Raw genomic sequence first — 21,474 nt, 5'->3', positions numbered from 1 at the left:
GGCTCCGCCGTGCGTCTGGGGGGCGGCCGCGGGGGGGGGGGGGGGGCGCGCGGGCGCCCCCCCCCCCCCCCCCCCCCCCCACGGCCGTGTCCGGAGCACCATCGGTTGCATGCTGTGGTCGGACCCCGAGGACAAGCCGCCGAAGGAACTGCGCGACGCCCAGGAGATGCTGCGCCGCGCGGGGCTGCTGCTCGCGCTGGCCATGGTGGTGGCGATGTTCGTCCTGGGGATCCGCTGAGCCGCGGCGCACGCGCCGGGGCCGGGAGCCCCCGGATCCCGGGAACCGGTCCTCCTGGCCCCCGCCGAGCGGGGCTCCGGAGGCTCCTGCGGCCTTCTACGATGGCCCGTATGACTGATCAGCGCCGTCTCGTGCTCGCCTCCGCGTCCCCCGCCCGCCTCGGCCTGCTGCGCCAGGCCGGTTTCGCCCCCGAGGTGATCGTCAGCGGGGTGGACGAGGACGCGCTCACCGCGCCGACCCCGGGTGAGCTGGCGCTCGTACTGGCCGAGGCCAAGGCCGCCGCCGTGGCCGCCCGCCCCGAGGCCGCCGGCGCCCTGGTCATCGGCTGCGACTCGGTGCTCGAACTGGACGGCGAGGCGCTCGGCAAGCCCGCGGACAGCGAGGAGGCCACCGCACGCTGGAAGTCCATGCGCGGCCGCTCGGGAGTGCTGCGGACGGGGCACAGCCTGATCGACACGGCGGCCGGCCGCACCGCGTCGGCGACCGCGTCCACCGTCGTCCGCTTCGGCGAGCCGACCGAGGCCGAGGTGGCGGCGTACGTGGCTTCGGGCGAACCGCTGCACGTCGCGGGTGCCTTCACCCTGGACGGCCGCTCGGCGCCGTTCGTCGAGGCGATCGAGGGTGACCACGGCAACGTCATCGGCCTCTCGCTGCCCCTGCTGCGCAGGCTGCTCGGCGAACTCGGTCTGTCCGTCACCGACTTGTGGGCCTGAGGGCCTGACCGGCCGAAGGGCTGAGGGGCTGCGGACTGAGGGTCCGTCAGCCGCGCACGGGCGCGGGCGCTCCGGCCTCGGCGCCCGCCCCACCCGCCTCCGGTTCACGCGGCTCGTACGCCAGCAGGGTGAGTACCAGCAGCGCGAGCACGGCCATCATGACGACGAACGCCGCCCAGCCGACCAGGCCCACCGCCAGGGCGCCCAGCACACCGTGCACGACCGCGCACCCTATGAGGGCGATCCTGGCGAACCGGCCGGGCGGCCGGTCGCGTACGGCGGCCAGGAGCGGTATCAGGCCGCACAGCACCAGCAGGAGGCCGAAGAGGCCGCCCATCACCCGGGTGCCCGTGGCCATGACACCGGGGTCCATCCCGGCCAGTGACATGCTCTGGTTGTCGACGACCCTGGCGAGGACGACGTTGACGAGCACGATGCCCGCCGCCTCCCCGAACAGGGCGAGTGCGGTCACGACAGCCACCGATCTGCGCACCACGGCGCCCACCTCCTGTTACCTGCGGTACGTGGAGTACAGCGCGGACCCTACACGCGCGTACCCCCACTCCTTAAGGGCCTGGGAGAGACCGATCGTCCCGCGCACCGCACCCACCCGTGCCGCGGCGGCCGTCTCCGCCCGGGCCCGTGCCACTGCAAAGATGGAGTCGACCGTTCGTAGGGACTCCACAAAGAAACGCCGTGTGGCGTTGCAGCAACAGACAGAGACTTGCACCACACTTCGTGGCTACTGTGCGGTCAAGGATCCCGGCGTACCGTGATGCGACAAGGGATTTCGCGACTCGAGCAAGCCTCGAATCACACTCCGTGTGGGCAAGTTCACCATTGGGGACGGGTCGTACGGCCGTGTCGGTAGTCCCTAAACTCAGCTTGTTCTCAAGGAGGGAGTCATCGTGCGCAAGGTGCTCATCGCCAACCGTGGCGAAATCGCTGTCCGCGTTGCTCGGGCTTGCCGGGATGCCGGAATCGCGAGCGTAGCCGTCTACGCCGATCCGGACCGGGACGCTCTGCATGTCCGCGCGGCCGACGAGGCGTTCGCTCTGGGCGGTGACACCCCGGCCGCCAGCTACCTGGACATGGCCAAGGTGCTCCAGGCGGCCAAGGACTCCGGGGCGGACGCGATCCACCCGGGCTACGGCTTCCTCTCGGAGAACGCCGAGTTCGCCCAGGCCGTGCTGGACGCCGGCCTCACCTGGATCGGCCCGCCTCCGCAGGCGATCCGGGACCTGGGTGACAAGGTCGCCGCCCGGCACATCGCGCAGCGCGCGGGCGCCCCCCTCGTGGCCGGTACGCCGGACCCGGTGAGCGGCTCGGCCGAGGTCGTGGCGTTCGCCGAGGAGAACGGCCTGCCCATCGCGATCAAGGCGGCCTTCGGCGGCGGCGGACGCGGTCTGAAGGTGGCCCGCACGCTGGAGGAGATCCCGGAGCTGTACGACTCCGCGGTCCGTGAGGCCGTCGCGGCCTTCGGGCGCGGCGAGTGCTTCGTGGAGCGGTACCTGGACAAGCCCCGGCACGTGGAGACCCAGTGTCTGGCCGACACCCACGGCAACGTGGTCGTCGTCTCCACCCGTGACTGCTCGCTGCAGCGCCGCCACCAGAAGCTGGTCGAGGAGGCGCCCGCCCCGTTCCTGACCCAGGAGCAGAACGCGGAGCTGTACGCCGCGTCCAAGGCGATCCTCAAGGAAGCCGGTTACGTCGGCGCGGGCACCGTGGAGTTCCTGGTCGGCCTGGACGGCACGATCTCCTTCCTGGAGGTCAACACCCGCCTGCAGGTGGAGCACCCGGTCACCGAGGAGGTCACCGGTCTCGACCTCGTACGCGAGATGTTCCGCATCGCCGACGGTGAGGAGCTCGGCTACGGCGACCCGGCCGTGCGCGGGCACTCCTTCGAGTTCCGGATCAACGGCGAGGACCCGGGCCGCGGCTTCCTGCCCGCCCCCGGCACCGTCACCGGGTTCGCCCCGCCGGCCGGCCCGGGTGTCCGGCTGGACGCCGGTGTGGAGACGGGTTCGGTCATCGGCCCCGCCTGGGACTCGCTCCTGGCCAAGCTGATCGTGACCGGCGCGACGCGTGAGCAGGCGCTGCAGCGCGCGGCGCGCGCCCTGGCCGAGTTCGAGGTCGAGGGCATGGCGACGGCCATCCCGTTCCACCGCGCGGTCGTCGTCGATCCGGCGTTCACCGCCGACCCGTTCCGGATCCACACCCGGTGGATCGAGACGGAGTTCGTCAACGACATCAAGCCGTTCGCGGCCCCGGCGGACGGCGAGGCGGACGAGGAGTCCGGCCGCGAGACCGTCGTCGTCGAGGTCGGCGGCAAGCGACTGGAGGTCTCCCTGCCCTCCTCGCTGGGCATGAGCCTGGCGCGTACGGGCCTGGCGGCCGGTGCGAAGCCCAAGCGCCGCGCGGCGAAGAAGGCGGGCTCCGCCGCCTCCGGCGACACGCTGGCCTCCCCGATGCAGGGCACCATCGTCAAGGTGGCCGTCGAGGAGGGCCAGGAGGTCAAGGAGGGCGACCTCGTCGTCGTCCTGGAGGCCATGAAGATGGAGCAGCCCCTCAACGCCCACCGCTCCGGCACCGTGAAGGGCCTGTCGGCGGAGGTCGGCACCTCGGTCACGTCCGGCGCCGCGATCTGCGAGATCAAGGACTGACCGCTCTCTCCTGCCACCGAGGGCCCGGGCACTGCCCGGGCCCTCGGTGGCATCCTGGTTCCAGGGCGGAGACCAGGAGGACGGCGCGATGGCGATGAGCACGGCAGGAACTCCGGCCCGTCCGATGCGCGCCGACGCGCGCCGCAACTACGACCGGCTGGTCGGTGAGGCCCGCACGTCCTTCGCCGAGCACGGCACGGACGCCTCGCTGGAGGACATCGCCCGGCGGGCGGGGGTGGGCATCGGCACCCTGTACCGGCACTTCCCGAACCGGCACGCGCTGATGAACGCCGTGTTCCAGGAGACCCTGAGTGCGCTGCTCGCCCGGTCCGGCGAACTGGCGCAGGCGCCGGAGCCGTGCGCCGCGCTGATGGAATGGCTGCGTGCCCTCGTCACTCATGCGGGTGAGTACCGCGGACTGGCGCAGGCGCTCATGTCCGCCTCGGGTGACGAGACGTCCGCTCTGACCCCGTGTCATGTTCCGCTCCGGCAGGCCGGGGAGCGGCTGCTGCGGCGGGCACGGTCGGGCGGCGCGGTGCGGGCGGACGTGTCGATCGACGATCTGCTGCAGCTGACGAACGCGATCGCGCTGGCCGCGGAGCAGACTCCCCGGGACCCGGCGTTGGCCGACCGCCTCCTGCGGCTGGCGCTGCAGGGGATCAAGGTGTCGAACCCGCCCCTCTGAGGGCGAGCCCGTTACCGCCGCCGCAGGTCCGTGACGCGGCCCCGCTCCACGGGGCCGTCCGTGAGCGGGGCCGCACTCCGCAGCTGCGGGCCGAGCCCTCCGGGGCCGCCCTGCGTGCGCCGCTGGCCCGGCAGCGGCATGTCCCGCCGGGGCTGCCGCCCCTGGGGCAGCCCCTCCGCGGCCGGCGAGTCGCTGTCGGGGCCCGCCACCATGATCTCCACACCCTGGTCCGCCAGGGCCTGGAGCTCGGTGGCCGCACGTTCGTCGTGGGCCGGTGGTCCGTCGGTCACCAGGCGGGTGATCAGCTCCGTCGGCACCGTCTGGAACATGGTGTCGGAACCGAGCTTGGTGTGGTCCGCCAGGACCACCACCTCTGCCGCCGCCTGCACCAGCGCGCGGTCCACGCTCGCCGAGAGCATGTTGGACGTGGACAGACCGCGCTCGGCGGTCAGCCCGCTCCCGGAGAGGAACGCCCGGGAGACCCGCAGCCCGTGCAGGGACTGCTCGGCCCCGCTGCCCACGAGCGCGTAGTTGCTCCCGCGCAGCGTTCCGCCGGTCATCACCACTTCCACCCGGTTGGCGTGAGCCAGCGCCTGGGCGACCAGGAGTGAGTTGGTGACGACGGTCAGACCGGGAATCCGCGCGAGCCGGCGGGCCAGCTCCTGCGTGGTCGTACCGGCGCCGACCACGATGGCCTCGCCCTCACCGACCAGCCCGGCGGCCAGGTCGGCGATGGCCGTCTTCTCCGCGGTGGAGAGATGGGATTTCTGCGGAAAGCCGGACTCCCGCGTGAAACCGCCCGGCAAGACCGCACCGCCGTGCCGGCGGTCGAGGAGTCCTTCTGCCTCCAGTGCCCGCACGTCCCGCCGTACGGTCACTTCGGAGGTCTGGACGACGCGGGCGAGCTCACGGAGCGATACCGCCCCGTTGGCACGCACCATTTCGAGGATCAACTGACGACGTTCTGCAGCGAACACGAAACTGACAGTAACGTGGCCATGGGGTGCTTTTCAGCAGTTTGCGCCGAATAACAGAAGTTGTACATGCACGGGACCTCTCGGTGGTATAGGAGGTCCCGCTGTCGTTCACGCGCTGTCAGGAACTGCCGGCACCCCTGGGCCGGACCTGTGGATCATGGCCCGGATCCCGGGCCTCGGGACCCCGGACCGCACTCCGGCCGCCTGACCGGAGAAGGAGCGCCCGGCCGCTCAGGCCTCGCCGGCCCGCTTACGGCTGTGCAGCTGCCGTGCCACCTCGGCGATCGAGCCGGACAGGGAGGGGTAGACCGTGAACGTGTTCGCGATCTGTTCCACGGTCAGGTTGTTGTCGACCGCGAGCGCGATCGGGTGGATCAGCTCGCTGGCCCGCGGGGCGACGACGCAGCCGCCGACCACGATGCCCGTACCGGGGCGGCAGAAGATCTTGACGAAACCGTCCCGGATGCCCTGCATCTTGGCGCGCGGATTGCGCAGCAGCGGAAGCTTCACGACCCGGGCGTCGATCCTGCCGGCGTCCACGTCGGCCTGGCTGTAGCCGACCGTGGCGATCTCGGGGTCCGTGAAGACGTTCGAGGAGACCGTCTTGAGGTCCAGCGGGGCCACCGCGTCGCCGAGGAAGTGGTACATGGCGATACGGCCCTGCATCGCCGCGACCGAGGCCAGCGCGAAGACCCCGGTGACGTCACCGGCCGCGTACACGCCGGGCGCGCTGGTGCGGGAGACCCGGTCGGTCCGGACGTGCCCGGACTCCTTGAGCAGGACCCCGGCCTCCTCCAGGCCCATGCCGGCGGTGTTCGGGATCGCACCGACCGCCATGAGGCAGTGCGTGCCCGAGATGACCCGGCCGTCGGCCAGCGTGACCTCGACCCGGTCGCCGACGCGCTTGGCGGACTGGGCGCGGGAACGGGCCATGACGTTCATGCCGCGGCGCCGGAACACGTCCTCCAGGACGGCGGCGGCGTCCGGGTCCTCACCCGGGAGCACCCGGTCGCGGGAGGAGACGAGGGTCACGCGGGAGCCGAGCGCCTGGTAGGCGCCGGCGAACTCGGCGCCCGTCACCCCGGACCCGACCACGATGAGCTCCTCGGGGAGCTCGTCCAGGTCGTAGACCTGCGTCCAGTTCAGGATCCGCTCGCCGTCGGGCTGCGCGTCCGGGATCTCGCGGGGGTGGCCACCGGTCGCGATCAGGACCGCGTCGGCGGTGAGCCGCTCCTCCGTGCCGTCGGCCGCCCTCACGACGACCTGCCGGGACCCGTCGGCGGCCTGGAGGCCCTCCAGCCTGCCGCGCCCGCGCATGACCCTGGCCCCCGCGCGGGTCACGGAGGCGGTGATGTCGTGGGACTGGGCCAGCGCCAGGCGCTTGACCCGCCGGTTGACCTTGCCGAGATCGACGCCGACGACCCGGGCGGCCTGTTCGATGTGCGGGGTGTCGTCGGCGACGATGATGCCCAGTTCCTCGTACGAGGAGTCGAAGGTGGTCATCACCTCGGCCGTCGCGATCAGGGTCTTCGAGGGAACGCAGTCGGTGAGGACCGACGCGCCGCCGAGGCCGTCGCAGTCGACGACGGTCACCTCGGCGCCGAGCTGGGCGCCCACCAGTGCCGCCTCGTAGCCGCCGGGGCCGCCGCCGATGATCACGATCCGGGTCACGAAAAGTCCGCCTCGCGTGGTGTCATCCCCCGGCCGTCTGCCGCCCCGGCCGGGGGTCCGGGGGATCGCCCCGGGGAATGCAGTACGTAGTTCATTGTCCCGCACGCGCCAACCTGCTTCCCCCCGGGGCCCTCCATACGGGAACGGCCCTGGCGGGGCGGGGCCCTCCCGGCCCCGCCCGGCTCCTGCGACGGACGGCTTCCTCGCCGGAACCCGCACACCAGGCGTCACCTCCCGTACCCTCGACCACATGTCGCTCTACGCCGCGTACGCCGGCAACCTCGACGCGCGGCTGATGACGCGCCGCGCTCCGCATTCCCCGCTGCGCGGCACCGGCTGGCTCAACGGCTGGCGGCTGACGTTCGGCGGGGAGCAGATGGGCTGGGAAGGCGCGCTGGCCACGGTGGTCGAGGCGCCCCGCTCCCAGGTCTTCGTGGCGCTGTACGACCTCGCGCCCATGGACGAGGACTCCATGGACCGCTGGGAGGGTGTCGGCCTCGACATCTACCGCCGGATGCGGGTCCGCGTGCACACCCTGGAAGGCGAGGAGCCGGCCTGGATGTACGTGCTGAACGGCTACGAGGGCGGTCTTCCCTCCGCCCGCTACCTGGGCGAGGTGGCGGACGCCGCCGAGTCCGCGGGCGCGCCGCACGACTACGTGATGAGCCTCCGCAAGCGCCCCTGCTGAGGCGCCCCCCACCCCCTTCTGTACGAAAGTACGAACACGACCGGCCAGACTGTGCGCGACCAGATCTACGCGCGTAGGGAATCACCGGTTACCCTCGTCCGCGTGAACGCATCTGTTATTCCGGACCACATCCAGGGCGACCCGCACGCCGCCGCATCCGTCGCCGCCGCCCGCCTGCGCGAGCTGACCGGCGCCGAGACCCACGACGTCGCTCTGGTGATGGGCTCCGGGTGGGCCCCCGCCGGGGACGCGCTCGGCGCACCGGAGGCCGAGTTCCCGGTGACCGCGCTCCCGGGGTTCCCCGCCCCGGCGGTGGAGGGCCACGGCGGCACGATCCGCTCGTACCGCATCGGCGGGAAGCGCGCCCTGGTCTTCCTCGGCCGCACGCACTACTACGAGGGCCGCGGGGTCGCCGCCGTCGCCCACGGCGTCCGTACGGCCGTCGCCGCGGGCTGCGGGACCGTCGTCCTGACGAACGGCTGCGGCGGTCTGCGCGAGGGCATGCGCCCGGGTCAGCCGGTCCTCATCAGCGACCACATCAACCTCACGGCGGCGTCGCCGATCGTGGGCGCCAACTTCGTCGACCTGACGGACCTGTACTCGCCGCGGCTGCGCGCGCTGTGCAAGGAGATCGACGGAACGCTCGAAGAGGGCGTGTACGTGCAGTTCCCCGGCCCGCACTACGAGACGCCGGCCGAGATCGGCATGGTCCGGGCCATGGGCGGCGACCTCGTCGGCATGTCCACGGTCCTGGAGGCCATCGCGGCCCGTGAGGCGGGCGCGGAGGTGCTGGGCATCTCCCTGGTCACCAACCTCGCCGCAGGACTGAGCGGAGTGCCCCTGAACCACGAGGAGGTCCTCCAGGCGGGCCGCGACTCGGCCGCCCGCATGGGCGCGCTGCTGGCCCGGGTGCTGGACCGGATCTGATCCCCGGGGCCCGCGAGCCTTGCCGGGCATGTGCGGCGGAGGCGGAGACGACCGACTCCGGCCTCGCCGGGACGTGAGGTGCGGACGGCAGCCCCGTCCGCACCGCCACGTGAGGCGCGGGCCGCCGAGCCCGGCCCCGCCGACGCGCGAGACCCCGACAACCGGCCCATCCCAGCCCCGCCGACGCGCGAGACCCCGACACCCGGCCCATCCCAGCCCCGCCGGCGTTTGAGGCGCGGGGGTCCGGGGGCGGAGCCCCCGTAGCGGGTCCGGGCGGAGCCCGGTTTCGGGAAGGGGCGGGTAGGGGAACAGCCCGCCGCAGGCACACCCCGCCGCCCCGCACCCCCGGCCGGCCTCGCCCCCGCACCCGCACCCGCCCCCGACGACCCCACCCGCACAGCCCCCCGGCACCACCACCCCCGCAGAAAGGCGGACACCGTGCAGCAGGACCTCATCGCCCGGGCCAGGACCTGGCTCGCCGAGGACCCCGACCCGGAGACCCGCGAGGAGCTCGCCGGCCTCATCGACGTCGGCGACCGGGACGCGCTCGCCGACCGCTTCGCGGGCACGCTCCAGTTCGGCACCGCCGGCCTGCGCGGCGAACTCGGTGCCGGCCCGATGCGCATGAACCGGTCCGTCGTCATCCGGGCCGCCGCCGGCCTCGCCGCGTACCTCACGGCCCACGGCCACGCGGGCGGGCTCGTCGTCATCGGCTACGACGCCCGTTACAGATCAGCCGACTTCGCCCGCGACACCGCGGCCGTGATGACCGGCGCCGGCCTGCGCGCGGCCGTGCTGCCCCGTCCGCTGCCGACCCCCGTCCTCGCCTACGCCGTACGGCATCTGGGAGCCGTCGCGGGCGTGGAGGTCACGGCCAGCCACAACCCGCCCCGTGACAACGGCTACAAGGTCTACCTCGGCGACGGCTCACAGATCGTGCCCCCGGCCGACACCGGGATCGCCGCCGCCATCGCGGCCGTGGGCCCGCTCGACGGCGTACCGCGCCCGGAGTCCGGCTGGGAGGTCCTCGGCGAGGAGGTGCTGGCCGCCTACCTCGCCCGTACGGACGCCGTCCTCAGCCCCGGCTCCCCGCGCACGGCCCGGACCGTCTACACGGCGATGCACGGCGTCGGCACCTCCGTGCTCACGGCGGCGTTCGCCCGGGCCGGCTTCCCGGAGCCGGTGCTCGTGGCCGAGCAGGCGGAGCCGGACCCCGCGTTCCCCACCGTCGCCTTCCCCAACCCGGAAGAGCCCGGCGCCATGGATCTCGCGTTCGCGACCGCGCGCCGGGCGCGGCCCGACCTCGTCATCGCCAACGACCCGGACGCCGACCGCTGCGCCGTGGCCGTCCCGGACGCCTCGGCCGAGGGCGGCTGGCGGATGTTGCGCGGCGACGAGGTCGGCGCCCTGCTCGCCGCGCATCTGGTGGACCGCGGCGTCTCCGGCGTCCTCGCCGAGTCGATCGTCTCGTCGTCCCTGCTCGGCCGGATCGCGGAGAAGGCGGGCCTCGGCTACGAGGAGACCCTGACGGGCTTCAAGTGGATCGCCCGCGTCGACGGCCTGCGCTACGGGTACGAGGAGGCGCTCGGCTACTGCGTGGACCCCGAGGGCGTGCGGGACAAGGACGGCATCACGGCCGCGCTGCTGGTGGCCGAGCTGGCCTCGGTACTCAAGGAGCGGGGCCGTACGCTCCTGGACCTCCTCGACGACCTCGCGCTGGCGCACGGACTGCACGCCACGGACCAGCTGTCGGTCCGGGTCGAGGACCTCTCGGTCATCGCGGACGCGATGAGCCGCCTGCGGGAGAACCCGCCGACCGTTCTGGCGGGCCTTCCCGTCACCTCGGCGGAGGACCTCTCACAGGGCACGGACCGTCTGCCGCCGACGGACGGCCTGCGCTACCACCTGACGGGCGCCCGGGTCATCGTCCGCCCGAGCGGCACGGAGCCGAAGCTCAAGTGCTACCTGGAGGTCGTGGTCCCGGTCCCCGACGCGGCCGGCCTCCCCGCCGCCCGGGAGCGGGCCGCGGCCGTCCTGGCGGCGATCAAGCACGACCTGGCGGCGGCGGCCGGCCTCGGCTGACCGCTGTGAGGAACGCGACACACACGCGTCCGGTTCGACGGCCTCCCGGGGTCCCTCACCACGCCGGAGGGCCCGGGGAGCGTCAGCCGACGGCCAGGAGGACCGCGAGCAGTACCGCGCCCACGGCGGCCGGGACGATCACCTCGTAGGCCCATCGCAGTGACGCCGTGGTCGTGCTCTCCTCCCGGCGGCCCTGCGCGCGCTCGGCCAGTTCCCGCAGGTCGGCGACCGTGCGGTCGGCGAAGGCGGCGCGGGCCTGGGCGTCGGTGACGTCGGCGTGCACGGAGGTCCGGCCGTACGGGTCGTCGTGCGCCTCCCGGGTCGCCTTCCTGGCCGCCCGCTTGCGCTCGCGCAGGGAGACCGGCACGGCCCAGAGCTGGTACTTCGTGCCGGCCTTGGTGAAGAGCTCGCTCGAGTACGACGCCCGCACGTCGGAGACGTCCGTCCAGGGCAGCACGATGGTGCGGAACGGGTTACGGATCCGGATCCGCTCGTCGTTGGCGAAGACCGCGGGCCGCAGGGTGAACGCCACGATCAGCGGGATCACGGTCAGCAGCGCGGCGAGGGCCCCCCACGGCACGTTGCCCTCGCCCTGGGCCACCGCGTCGCCGCCGATCCAGCCCACCAGCAGGATCAGCAGGACTCCGGTGACCAGCCCGGCGCCCGACCGGTAGGTCCGGTCGGCGTAGGCGGGCTCGGAGGGAGGTGTGGGGCTCGTCATGGTCCGATTCTGCCTGACGGGATCACGGGGTGCGGAGAGGCCTCGTGCGCTCGGCCGGGGGCACGGAAAAGAGGAGGCCCCTGTACAGGTCGCTACGCGCGTAGATATGCTCCTCTGGTGACCATGCCCACCACTGCTCCCGCATTCGCCGACGCGACGGCGTCCGACAGTGCGCTGCGCCGCTTCCTGCACGGGCTGCCCGGCGTCGACACCGTCGGCCTCGAAGCGCGCGCCGCCGCTCTCGGTACCCGATCGATCAAGACGACCGCCAAGGCGTACGCCATCGATCTCGCCATCTCGATGATCGACCTGACGACGCTGGAAGGTGCGGACACCCCGGGCAAGGTCCGGGCTCTCGCCGCCAAGGCCGTCAACCCCGACCCGACCGACCGTACGACCCCGCGCACCGCCGCGGTCTGTGTGTACCCCGACATGGCGGCGACGGCCGTCGCCGCGCTGGCCGGCTCCGGGGTGAAGGTGGCCTCCGTGGCGACGGCCTTCCCCGCCGGGCGGGCCGCGCTGGACGTCAAGCTCGCGGACGTCCGCGACGCGGTGGCGGCCGGGGCCGACGAGATCGACATGGTGATCGACCGCGGCGCCTTCCTCGCCGGCCGCTACCTGAAGGTGTACGAGGAGATCCTCGCCGTGAAGGCCGAGTGCGGCTCCGCGCGCCTCAAGGTGATCTTCGAGACCGGCGAGCTGTCCACGTACGACAACATCCGGCGGGCCTCCTGGCTCGGGATGCTTGCGGGCGCCGACTTCATCAAGACGTCGACCGGCAAGGTCGCGACCAACGCGACGCCGGCGAACACGCTGCTCATGCTGGAGGCCGTGCGCGACTTCCGGGAGCAGACCGGCGTGCAGATCGGGGTGAAGCCCGCGGGCGGCATCCGCACGTCCAAGGACGCGATCAAGTTCCTGGTCCTGGTGAACGAGACCGCGGGCGAGGACTGGCTGGACAACCACTGGTTCCGCTTCGGCGCCTCCAGCCTGCTGAACGACCTGCTGATGCAGCGCCAGAAGCTCAGCACCGGCCGTTACTCCGGCCCCGATTACGTGACGGTGGACTGATACGCCATGGCATCCGCATTCGACTACGCACCGGCTCCGGAGTCCCGCTCCGTCGTCGACATCGCCCCTTCGTACGGCCTGTTCATCGACGGCGAGTTCACCGAGGCCGCCGACGGCAAGGTCTTCAAGACCGTCAGCCCCTCCACCGAGGAGGCCCTCTCCGAGGTCGCGCGAGCGGGCATCGAGGACGTGGACCGGGCGGTGAAGGCAGCCCGCAAGGCGTTCGAGAAGTGGTCGGCGCTGCCCGGATCCGAGCGCGCCAAGTACCTCTTCCGCATCGCCCGGATCATCCAGGAGCGCTCGCGCGAGCTGGCCGTCCTGGAGACCCTCGACAACGGCAAGCCGATCAGGGAGACCCGCGACGCGGACCTGCCGCTGGTCGCCGCCCACTTCTTCTACTACGCGGGCTGGGCCGACAAGCTGGACCACGCGGGCTACGGCGCGGACCCGCGCCCGCTCGGGGTGGCCGGCCAGATCATCCCGTGGAACTTCCCGCTGCTGATGCTGGCCTGGAAGATCGCCCCGGCGCTCGCCACCGGCAACACGGTCGTCCTGAAGCCGGCGGAGACGACCCCGCTGTCCGCCCTGTTCTTCGCGGACGTCTGCCGCCAGGCGGGTCTGCCCAAGGGCGTCGTCAACATCCTCACGGGGTACGGAGACGCGGGCCAGGCCCTCGTCGAGCACCCCGGCGTCGACAAGGTCGCCTTCACCGGCTCCACGGCCGTCGGCAAGGCCATCGCCCGGCAGATCGCGGGCACGGGCAAGAAGGCCACGCTCGAACTGGGCGGCAAGGGCGCCAACATCGTCTTCGACGACGCGCCCGTCGACCAGGCCGTCGAGGGCATCGTCACGGGAATCTTCTTCAACCAGGGCCAGGTCTGCTGTGCGGGCTCGCGGCTCCTCGTCCAGGAGTCCGTCCACGACGAGGTGCTGCACGCGCTCAAGCGCCGGCTGTCCACGCTCCGCCTCGGCGACCCGCTGGACAAGAACACCGACATCGGCGCGATCAACTCGCGGGAGCAGCTGTCCCGGATCACCTCGCTCGTCGAGACGGGGGAGGCCGAGGGCGCCGAGCGCTGGACGGCACCGTGCGAACTGCCGTCCGCGGGTTACTGGTTCGCGCCGACGCTGTTCACCGGCGTCACCCAGGCGCACACCGTGGCCCGGGACGAGATCTTCGGCCCGGTGCTGTCGGTGCTGACGTTCCGCACGCCGGACGAGGCCGTCGCCAAGGCGAACAACAGCCAGTACGGACTCTCGGCCGGCATCTGGACGGAGAAGGGCTCCCGCATCCTCGCGGTGGCGAACAAGCTCCGTGCGGGCGTCGTCTGGGCCAACACGTTCAACAAGTTCGACCCGACCTCGCCGTTCGGCGGATACAAGGAGTCGGGCTTCGGCCGCGAGGGCGGCCGTCACGGTCTGGAGGCCTACCTCGATGTCTGACGGGCGACTCAGCGTCTTCAAGACCTACAAGCTGTACGTCGGGGGCAAGTTCCCCCGCTCCGAGAGCGGCCGGGTGTACGAGGTGACCGACTCCAAGGGCACGTGGCTGGCGAACGCGCCGCAGTCCTCCCGCAAGGACGCGCGCGACGCGGTCGTGGCCGCCCGCAAGGCGTTCGGCGGCTGGTCGGGAGCGACCGCGTACAACCGCGGCCAGGTCCTCTACCGCGTCGCCGAGATGCTGGAAGGCCGCCGGGACCAGTTCGTGCGGGAGGTGGCGGACGCCGAGGGGCTGTCGAAGTCGAAGGCGGCGGCCGTGGTCGACGCGGCGGTCGACCGCTGGGTCTGGTACGCGGGCTGGACCGACAAGATCGCCCAGATCGCCGGCGGGGCGAACCCGGTCGCGGGGCCCTTCTTCAACCTGTCCACCCCGGAGCCGACGGGTGTCGTCGCGGTCCTGGCACCCCAGGAGTCGTCCTTCCTGGGCCTGGTGTCCGTGATCGCCCCGGTGATCGCCACGGGCAACACGGCGGTCGTCGTCGCCTCGGCCCGCTCTCCGCTGCCCGCGCTGTCGCTGGGTGAGGTCCTGGCGACGTCGGATCTGCCCGGCGGTGTGGTGAACATCCTGTCGGGGCGGACGGCGGAGCTCGCGCTGCCGCTGGCCTCGCACCAGGACGTCAACGCCATCGACCTCACCGGCGCCGCACCGGACGCCGGGCTGGCGAAGGAACTGGAGACCGCGGCGGCCGACAACCTCAAGCGGGTCCTGCGTCCACAGCTTGTGGACGGCGCGGACGGCAAGGACGGCGCGGGGAGCGCGGGCCGCACCGACTGGACCGCCGACCCCGGTACGCGCCGCCTGACGGCCTTCCTGGAGACCAAGACGGTCTGGCACCCGACGGGCGCCCTGGGGGCCTCCGGCTCCTCGTACTGACGGACGGGCGCACCGTCGGCGGAACGGCGCACGCGCCGTGGGGCCGCCCCTTGCCGGGGCGGCCCCACGGCGCGTGCGCGCCCATGGACAGGTCAGCCGGTGACCAGGCCCGTCACCTGGCCCACCACGGGCAGGTCTCCGAGTGCCGCGCCGCTGGTCAGCGGGTCGGTGACCAGCGCCGTGGTCACGGGCTTGAAATCGGCGACCTGGGCCCCCACGGCGTTGTCCAGGGGGTCCACGCCGGTTCCGGCCAGCGGGTCGATCTGGAGGTCGGTGACCGGGGACACGGCCCCGGCCAGCCCGTAACCGAGCGCACTGGTCAGCGCCGGCGCCGCCGTGTCACTGACCGCCCCCAGCGTGCTGTCCGCCGTGTCCGAGCCGGTGGCGGGGGCGGCGGGCAGCGGCGCCGCCTGGGCCGCCGCACCTCCCGCGCCGAACGCCGCGCCCAGGGCGGTGAGGGTCAGACCGGCGCGCAGCAGAGCGCGGTGCCGGGGCTTGGACAGTGCGTGACGTGCCATGTTTTCCCACCTGATCGGGGCTGTTGCGGTAATCGTCCGTGTGCGCAGAGTAGTTGAGGTGTGATGCTCGATACCACCAGCACCTCCCGGGGATCCCCCGCGCGGGTCAATGCCTCACACTTCTGTTCTGTGAGTCCCCAACCGATCCCCACTCGAGTCGTGCTGCTCGCCGGTCCCTCCGGCTCCGGCAAGTCGTCCCTCGCCGCCCGTACCGGTCTGCCGGTGCTGCGTCTGGACGACTTCTACAAAGAGGGCAACGATCCGACACTGCCCCTGGTCACCGGCAGCACGGACATCGACTGGGACTCGGCGCGGTCCTGGGACGCGGACGCGGCGGTCGCCGCCATCGCGGAGCTGTGCCGCACGGGGCGTACCGACGTACCGGTGTACGACATAACCACCAGCTCACGGACCGGCCGTGAGGCGCTCGATATCGAACGCACGCCCCTCTTCATCGCGGAGGGCATCTTCGCGGCGGACATCGTGGAGCGGTGCCAGGAGCTGGGCCTGCTCGCGGACGCCCTCTGCCTGCGCGGACGTCCGTCGACGACGTTCCGGCGCCGGCTGCTGCGGGACCTGCGCGAGGGCCGGAAGTCGGTCCCGTTCCTGCTGCGGCGCGGATGGCGGCTGATGCGGGCCGAGCGCGGCATCGTGGCCCGCCACACGGCACTGGGCGCGCACCCCTGCGGCAAGAAGGAGGCCTTGGGCCGGCTGGCGGCCGCCGCTGCGGGCCGCTGCCGCCGGGCCTCCTCGACGGCGGTCTGACGGGAGCGGGCGGACCCGGCCGCGCACAGCGACGCGACGGGGCCGGACGGGACCCCCCGGCCCGTCCGGCCCCACCGCGTCACGTCCCCCGTGCCGCCGCCTCCCCCGAAGCGGCAGCCGTCCCCCGTGTCCCCCGTACGCCTCAGGCCACCAGCTCGCCGAAGGACTCCTCCTCGTCACGGCCGAAGCTGAGGACCTCGTCCTCGCGGAGCCGGCGGAGCGACCGCCAGATGCTCGACTTCACCGTGCCGACACTTATGCCGAGTATCGACGCGATCTCCGGGTCGGTGCGGCCCTCGTAGTACCGCAGGACCAGCATCGTGCGCTGGAGTTCCGGCAGCCGCGCGAGGGCCTGCCAGAGCACCGCCCGCAGTTCCGTGCCGCGCATCGCGTCCGTGTCGGCCACCGTCTCCGGCAGCTCCTCGGTCGGGTACTCGTTGAGCTTGCGCCTGCGCCAGGCGCTGATGTGCAGGTTGGTCATGGTACGGCGGAGGTATCCGCCCACCGCGGCCTTGTCGCTGATCCTGTCCCACGCCCGGTACGTCGAGAAGAGGGCGCTCTGCAGCAGGTCCTCCGCCTCGAACCGGTCGCCGGTCAGGTGGTAGGCCGTCGCGTACAGGGAGGCGCGGCGCTCCTGGACGTAGGCGGTGAACGCCGCTTCGGCGTCCGGTGCCCCCTCCAGGGGCTTCTGCTCCCCCGTCGTCTCCCCGTACGCACTTCCCCCGTCGGCCCGCCGCCCCCCGCTCTCCCCCGTGGGCGCGTCAACCATCGTCAGGTACGACGGATGTTGACGCCCGGCGCCGCGAACACACCCCCGATGGTTCGCACCGCCGGACTTCTCCTGGCTCCGGCCGACGTCGTGGAGACGCGTGGCAACTGCGCTCGAGGTGGTGCTGTGCAGTGCGTTCATCTCGCGCCCCCCATCGGTGGAGTCCGTTCGTTCCTTGTGCCAACGAGCTTGCCGGGGCAGTTTCATGGCCCTGTCCTGCCACTGTCACAGACCTGTCACAGGGGCTGCCGGTGCATCAGGGCGGGGGGATTGTCGAACCGGGGCACCACCATGAGTCAGAATGACCCCTGTGCCTTTCCTGTTGCTGATCGAGGACGACGACGCCATCCGCACGGCCCTCGAACTCTCGCTGTCACGCCAGGGCCACCGTGTGGCCACCGCGGCGACGGGAGAGGACGGCCTGGAGCTGCTCCGCGAGCAGCGGCCCGACCTGGTGGTGCTGGACGTGATGCTGCCCGGGATCGACGGTTTCGAGGTCTGCCGGCGTATCCGGCGCACCGACCAGCTGCCGATCATTCTGCTGACCGCGCGCAGCGACGACATCGACGTCGTGGTGGGACTGGAGTCCGGCGCGGACGACTACGTGGTGAAACCCGTGCAAGGCCGGGTGCTCGACGCCCGTATCCGGGCGGTGCTGCGCCGTGGGGAGCGTGAGTCCACGGACTCGGCGACCTTCGGGAGTGTCGTCATCGACCGCTCGGCGATGACCGTCACGAAGAACGGGGAGGACCTGCAGCTCACGCCGACCGAGCTGCGCCTCCTGCTCGAACTGAGCCGCAGGCCCGGACAGGCCCTGTCCCGGCAGCAGTTGCTGCGTCTGGTGTGGGAGCACGACTACCTCGGCGACTCGCGGCTCGTGGACGCCTGTGTGCAGCGGCTGCGCGCGAAGGTGGAGGACGTGCCGTCCTCGCCGACGCTGATCCGTACCGTGCGGGGTGTGGGCTACCGGCTGGACTCGCCTCAGTGAGCGGTTCCGCGAAGCGTTCCATACGGGCGGGTCTTCGCTGGACCAGCCTGCGGTTGCGGCTCCTGGTGGTGTTCGCGCTGGTGGCGCTGACGGCCGCGGTGTCCGCGTCGGGCATCGCGTACTGGCTCAACCGCGAGGCGGTCCTGACGCGTACGCAGGACGCGGCGCTGGGGGACTTCCGCCGCCAGATGCAGAACCGGGCGGCCTCGCTCCCGCTGGAGCCGACGGCGGACGATCTGCGGGGCGCCGCCGAGCAGATGGCGAGCAGCGGCCCCGGTTACCACGTCCTGCTGATCGGCTCCCACGGCGGCAAACCGGTCGTCGGGTCCTCCGACATCGACGCGTTCACCAAGCAGGACGTGCCGGCCTCGCTGCAGAAGCAGGTCGGCAAGAAGCAGCCGCTGACCTCCGGCAACACCTTCGAGTACCACCTGTTCTGGCAGCGTACGAGCATCGGCGGTACGCCCTGCCTGGTGGCCGGCACGAAGATCATCGGCGGGGGGCCGGCCGGGTACATGCTGAAGTCGCTCGACCAGGAGCGCCAGGACCTCAACTCCCTGGCGTGGTCCCTCGGCATCGCGACCGCGCTGGCCCTCGTCGGCTCGGCGCTTCTCGCCCAGGCGGCGGCGACCACGGTGCTGCGGCCCGTACAACGGCTGGGCGACGCGGCCCGCAAGCTCGGCGAGGGCAAGCTCGACACCCGTCTCGTGGTCTCCGGTACCGACGAACTGGCCGATCTCTCACGTACGTTCAACAAGACCGCGAGCTCGCTGGAGAAGAAGGTCGCCGACATGAGTGCGCGGGAGGAGTCGAGCCGCAGGTTCGTCGCCGACATGTCGCACGAGCTGCGGACCCCTCTGACGGCGATCACGGCGGTGGCCGAGGTCCTGGAGGACGAGGCGGACAGCCTGGACCCGATGATCGCGCCGGCCGTGCACCTGGTGGTGAGCGAGACCCGGCGGCTGAACGACCTGGTCGAGAACCTCATGGAGGTCACCCGCTTCGACGCGGGTACGGCCAGGCTCGTCCTGGACACGGTCGACGTCGCCGACCAGGTGACGGCCTGTATCGACGCCCGTGCCTGGCTGGACGCGGTCGACCTGGACGCGGAGCGCGGCATCATGGTGCGGCTGGATCCGCGCCGGCTCGACGTGATCCTGGCGAACCTGATCGGCAACGCCCTCAAGCACGGCGGTTCCCCCGTGCGGGTGGCTGTGCGCACCGATGACGACGAGCTGGTCATCGAGGTGCGCGACCACGGTCCGGGCATCCCCGAGGACGTCCTGCCGCACGTCTTCGACCGCTTCTACAAGGCGAGTGCGTCGCGGCCGCGCTCCGAGGGCAGCGGGCTGGGCCTGTCCATCGCGATGGAGAACGCGCACATCCACGGTGGTGACATCACGGCCTTCAACTCGCCGGACGGTGACGGTGCGGTGTTCGTGCTGCGGCTGCCGCGTGACGCGGAGCGGCTGACGGGCGCCCCGCGGGACGAGGACAACGACCGTGACCGGGACGGGAAGGGCGGGACGACGTGATGCGAGGCGAGCGCGCGGGGCGCGCACCCCGCCGCGCCCGGCGGACCGCCGGGGTGCTGGCCGCCGTGGCCGCCTGTGCGGTACTGGGCGCCGGATGCGGGATCAGGAGCACCTCGGTGCCGGTGGACGCCGGTGCGGCGCCCTCGCGGGTCCCCTGCCGAACGGCCGCGGGGCAGGCGGACGCCCCGCCGCCGGAGACCGTCGCCGTGCGCGTCCACCTGGTCTGCGCCTCGCAGTTGGTGACGGTGGAGCGCACGGTCCAGGTCGACGGGTCCCGGTCCGATCCGCTCCCGGTCGCGCAGGTGCTGCTGGGCGAACTACGGCGCGAGCCGTCGGCCGACGAGCGGCGTGCCGGCTTCTCCACGGCCGTCCCGGCGCAGCTGCGGGTCGGGGCAGCCCGCAAGGGCGATCCGAAGGGCACGTTGCGCCTGAGCGAGCAGCCCGAGGAACTGCCGACCGAGGCGCTGGCGCAGGTGGTGTGCACGTACGCCGAGAGCGAGCTGCTGGGGAGCGGCGGCTCGGTACTGCTGGGCGGGCCGGGCACGTACGCGCCGCGGAACTATCTGTGTACGCCGGAGACCAGGAGCCGGCCCGAGAACGTGCCTACGGTGAGCGCGACCGAGCTGCCCTGAGGCGGCGCGGCATGGCTGCCTGGGCGCCCGAGCGTGGCGGGGTGTCCGGGGCCCGAGCGCGGCAGCGCTTACGGGGCGTCGGCCGGGCCCCGGGTGGTCCTCCGGCGGCCTGAGCGGGCCGGGGCTCCGCCGTCCGTACCGGAGCGGGGTCTGCCGTGCGGCGCGCGGCGCGGGGCCGTCCCGGACGGTTCCGGTCGGTGCCGCCCGTCGCAGAGCCTTTCGCCTCGGTGCCGTCCCCGCCACCCTGCCGTCCGTCACAGAGCCTTCCGCCGCGGTGCCGTCCCCGGCCCCCCTGCCGCCCCGTCGCAGAGCCTTCCGCCGACGGCGCGGTCCAGGTCCGTGCCGCCCGTCACAGAGCCGTCCGGCGCGGTGCGGAACCGATCCTGCCGCTCGTGGCGTCTTGGTGCGTGTGCGTCAGAGTCCGGACGGCAGTGCCGTCATCCACTTCCGCGCGGCGGGGGTCCTCCTCCTCCTCGCGCATCTGCTGTTCGTCGGCTGGCTGACCCTGCGCCCGCTCGATGTGCCCTGGATGACGGCCGCGAACCTGCGGCCGTTCGACGGGATACGGGCAGACCTGGCGCTCGGCCCCGTCGAGGCGGCCCACCGCATCGGTGAGGGGCTGCTGCTGCTGGCGCCGCTCGGGGTCCTGCTCCCCATGGCCGGAGGCAGACTGCTGGTCTCCCCGTGGGCCTCCATGGCACGGACGGTCGCGGCGGGAGCGCTGATCTCGATGGCCATCGAACTGGCGCAGACGGGCGTGCCGGGCCAGGTCGTCGACGTCGACTCGCTGCTTCTCAACACCACGGGTGTGGCGCTCGCGCATCTCCTGGTCGTCCCGGTGTCCCGGGCCCGGCTGCGCCGGGGCAACCGGGCGGGGGCCGGGGACCTGACCCGGCCCGTGAACGAGACGTGGACGCCCAGGGGTGAGGCCCCTCAGGGATCGACCCCGACGATTTCCAGGGTCGGCATCGCCCCGTAGAGCGACGTTTCGCACCGCTTCGCGGGGCCACCATGGAGATACCGGGAGCACGACGGAGCTGCTCCCCGAACGGTTCGCGAAGGAGCCCACCATGGCCGCACTTGCCCGTCCCCGCGAAGGACGCATGATCGGTGGAGTGTGCGCGGCGCTGGCCCGGCGCTTCGGCACCTCCGCAGGGACCATGCGCGTGATCTTCCTGGTCTCGTGCCTGCTTCCCGGCCCCCAGTTCCTGCTCTACCTGGCGCTGTGGCTGCTGCTGCCGTCGGAGAAGGCCTCGTCCGCGACGGCCTGGTGACCGGCGGGACCACGGGGGAGGACGTACGAGGGGACAGCTGTGGGGGGGGCCCCCCGGCCGGGGGGCGCCCCCCCCCGGGGGGGGGCCCCCCCCGGGCCCCCCCCCCCCCCCGCCCCCCCGCCCCCCCCCCCCCGGCCCCCCCCCCCCCCCGGCCGCCCCCCCCCCCGCCCCCCCCCGGCCCCC

22 protein-coding genes are annotated in these 21,474 nt (G+C 72.7%); 16 read left to right on the top strand and 6 right to left on the bottom strand.

The features are described 5' to 3' along the window. Positions 1-109: 109 nt before the first annotated feature. Together mmpB and ACH4VO_RS00105 are read left to right on the top strand one after the other, a co-directional pair. Positions 110-238: a morphogenic membrane protein MmpB gene (mmpB, locus tag ACH4VO_RS00110; protein ID WP_360996465.1), complete on the top strand. Its 129-nt coding sequence runs from the start codon at positions 110-112 to the stop codon at positions 236-238. A 101-nt stretch (positions 239-339) separates the two neighbouring features. Continuing rightward, positions 340-951, top strand: coding sequence for a nucleoside triphosphate pyrophosphatase (locus ACH4VO_RS00105; RefSeq protein WP_360996468.1), 612 nt, complete (start codon positions 340-342; stop codon positions 949-951). A 46-nt stretch (positions 952-997) separates the two neighbouring features. Here the strand turns inward: ACH4VO_RS00105 and ACH4VO_RS00100 are convergent, their stop codons facing one another. Further along, the gene (locus ACH4VO_RS00100; RefSeq protein WP_360996470.1) at positions 998-1,447 is read right to left on the bottom strand and encodes a hypothetical protein; all 450 of its coding nucleotides are present in this window, start codon (positions 1,445-1,447) and stop codon (positions 998-1,000) included. 412 nt (positions 1,448-1,859) lie between these two features. Between ACH4VO_RS00100 and ACH4VO_RS00095 the strand changes: the two genes are divergently transcribed. After that, positions 1,860-3,614, top strand: a complete 1,755-nt coding sequence (locus tag ACH4VO_RS00095; RefSeq protein WP_360996473.1) for a biotin carboxylase N-terminal domain-containing protein — start codon at positions 1,860-1,862, stop codon at positions 3,612-3,614. Positions 3,615-3,702: 88 nt separating this feature from the next. Beyond that, entirely contained in the window at positions 3,703-4,299 is a 597-nt protein-coding gene (locus tag ACH4VO_RS00090; protein WP_360996476.1) for a helix-turn-helix domain-containing protein, read from the top strand. A gap of 11 nt (positions 4,300-4,310) precedes the next feature. On the opposite strand, the gene ACH4VO_RS00085 is transcribed toward ACH4VO_RS00090, so the two are convergent. Together ACH4VO_RS00085 and ACH4VO_RS00080 are read right to left on the bottom strand one after the other, a co-directional pair. Beyond that, a complete protein-coding gene (locus tag ACH4VO_RS00085) occupies positions 4,311-5,276 on the bottom strand; it encodes a DeoR/GlpR family DNA-binding transcription regulator (protein WP_360996479.1) in 966 nt (321 codons plus the stop codon). A gap of 231 nt (positions 5,277-5,507) precedes the next feature. Further along, complete coding sequence (locus ACH4VO_RS00080) at positions 5,508-6,947, bottom strand: NAD(P)H-quinone dehydrogenase (RefSeq protein ID WP_360996482.1); 1,440 nt, start codon at positions 6,945-6,947, stop codon at positions 5,508-5,510. 250 nt (positions 6,948-7,197) lie between these two features. Here ACH4VO_RS00080 and ACH4VO_RS00075 point away from each other — a divergent pair, with 250 nt between their 5' ends. From ACH4VO_RS00075 to ACH4VO_RS00065, 3 genes are all read left to right on the top strand, one after another. Further along, the gene (locus tag ACH4VO_RS00075) at positions 7,198-7,635 is read left to right on the top strand and encodes a gamma-glutamylcyclotransferase (RefSeq protein WP_360996485.1); all 438 of its coding nucleotides are present in this window, start codon (positions 7,198-7,200) and stop codon (positions 7,633-7,635) included. Between the two features lie 102 nt (positions 7,636-7,737). Next, a complete protein-coding gene (locus ACH4VO_RS00070) occupies positions 7,738-8,562 on the top strand; it encodes a purine-nucleoside phosphorylase (protein WP_360996488.1) in 825 nt (274 codons plus the stop codon). A gap of 438 nt (positions 8,563-9,000) precedes the next feature. Further along, positions 9,001-10,644 (top strand): phospho-sugar mutase, encoded by a 1,644-nt coding sequence (locus ACH4VO_RS00065; RefSeq protein WP_360996491.1) that lies wholly within the window; start codon positions 9,001-9,003, stop codon positions 10,642-10,644. An 82-nt stretch (positions 10,645-10,726) separates the two neighbouring features. On the opposite strand, the gene ACH4VO_RS00060 is transcribed toward ACH4VO_RS00065, so the two are convergent. After that, positions 10,727-11,365, bottom strand: coding sequence for a PH domain-containing protein (locus tag ACH4VO_RS00060; RefSeq protein ID WP_360996494.1), 639 nt, complete (start codon positions 11,363-11,365; stop codon positions 10,727-10,729). Positions 11,366-11,488: 123 nt separating this feature from the next. On the opposite strand from ACH4VO_RS00060, the gene deoC reads away from it, so the two are divergent. The 3 genes from deoC to ACH4VO_RS00045 are packed head-to-tail and all read left to right on the top strand — an operon-like array spanning position 11,489 to position 14,810. Beyond that, on the top strand, positions 11,489-12,436 hold the full coding sequence (deoC, locus tag ACH4VO_RS00055) for a deoxyribose-phosphate aldolase (protein ID WP_360996671.1): 948 nt from the start codon (positions 11,489-11,491) through the stop codon (positions 12,434-12,436). 6 nt (positions 12,437-12,442) lie between these two features. Further along, a complete protein-coding gene (locus ACH4VO_RS00050; RefSeq protein WP_360996497.1) occupies positions 12,443-13,879 on the top strand; it encodes an aldehyde dehydrogenase family protein in 1,437 nt (478 codons plus the stop codon). Next, positions 13,872-14,810, top strand: coding sequence for an aldehyde dehydrogenase family protein (locus ACH4VO_RS00045; RefSeq protein WP_360996499.1), 939 nt, complete (start codon positions 13,872-13,874; stop codon positions 14,808-14,810). Before ACH4VO_RS00050 ends, ACH4VO_RS00045 begins: the two co-directional genes overlap by 8 nt. 92 nt (positions 14,811-14,902) lie before the next feature. On the opposite strand, the gene ACH4VO_RS00040 is transcribed toward ACH4VO_RS00045, so the two are convergent. Continuing rightward, positions 14,903-15,328 (bottom strand): hypothetical protein, encoded by a 426-nt coding sequence (locus ACH4VO_RS00040; RefSeq protein WP_360996502.1) that lies wholly within the window; start codon positions 15,326-15,328, stop codon positions 14,903-14,905. Positions 15,329-15,391: 63 nt separating this feature from the next. Here ACH4VO_RS00040 and ACH4VO_RS00035 point away from each other — a divergent pair, with 63 nt between their 5' ends. Beyond that, on the top strand, positions 15,392-16,093 hold the full coding sequence (locus ACH4VO_RS00035) for a uridine kinase (protein WP_360996505.1): 702 nt from the start codon (positions 15,392-15,394) through the stop codon (positions 16,091-16,093). Positions 16,094-16,235: 142 nt separating this feature from the next. Here the strand turns inward: ACH4VO_RS00035 and ACH4VO_RS00030 are convergent, their stop codons facing one another. Next, entirely contained in the window at positions 16,236-17,003 is a 768-nt protein-coding gene (locus ACH4VO_RS00030; protein ID WP_360996509.1) for a SigE family RNA polymerase sigma factor, read from the bottom strand. Between the two features lie 169 nt (positions 17,004-17,172). Between ACH4VO_RS00030 and afsQ1 the strand changes: the two genes are divergently transcribed. From afsQ1 to ACH4VO_RS00005, 5 genes are all read left to right on the top strand, one after another. Then, positions 17,173-17,850, top strand: coding sequence for a two-component system response regulator AfsQ1 (gene afsQ1 / locus ACH4VO_RS00025; RefSeq protein WP_015578482.1), 678 nt, complete (start codon positions 17,173-17,175; stop codon positions 17,848-17,850). Continuing rightward, a complete protein-coding gene (locus ACH4VO_RS00020; protein ID WP_360996512.1) occupies positions 17,847-19,385 on the top strand; it encodes a HAMP domain-containing sensor histidine kinase in 1,539 nt (512 codons plus the stop codon). Before afsQ1 ends, ACH4VO_RS00020 begins: the two co-directional genes overlap by 4 nt. Beyond that, a complete protein-coding gene (locus tag ACH4VO_RS00015; RefSeq protein WP_360996515.1) occupies positions 19,385-20,017 on the top strand; it encodes a hypothetical protein in 633 nt (210 codons plus the stop codon). Before ACH4VO_RS00020 ends, ACH4VO_RS00015 begins: the two co-directional genes overlap by 1 nt. 403 nt (positions 20,018-20,420) lie before the next feature. Next, entirely contained in the window at positions 20,421-20,996 is a 576-nt protein-coding gene (locus ACH4VO_RS00010) for a VanZ family protein (RefSeq protein ID WP_360996519.1), read from the top strand. Positions 20,997-21,087: 91 nt separating this feature from the next. Next, on the top strand, positions 21,088-21,291 hold the full coding sequence (locus ACH4VO_RS00005) for a PspC domain-containing protein (RefSeq protein ID WP_069171026.1): 204 nt from the start codon (positions 21,088-21,090) through the stop codon (positions 21,289-21,291). The last annotated feature ends 183 nt before the right edge of the window (positions 21,292-21,474 follow it).

It is taken from the genome of Streptomyces sp. NPDC020780 (assembly GCF_044334475.1).
GTDB lineage: Bacteria > Actinomycetota > Actinomycetes > Streptomycetales > Streptomycetaceae > Streptomyces.
The sequence above is the reverse complement of the archived record's forward strand: the minus strand, read 5'-3'. Positions and strand labels throughout refer to the sequence as shown.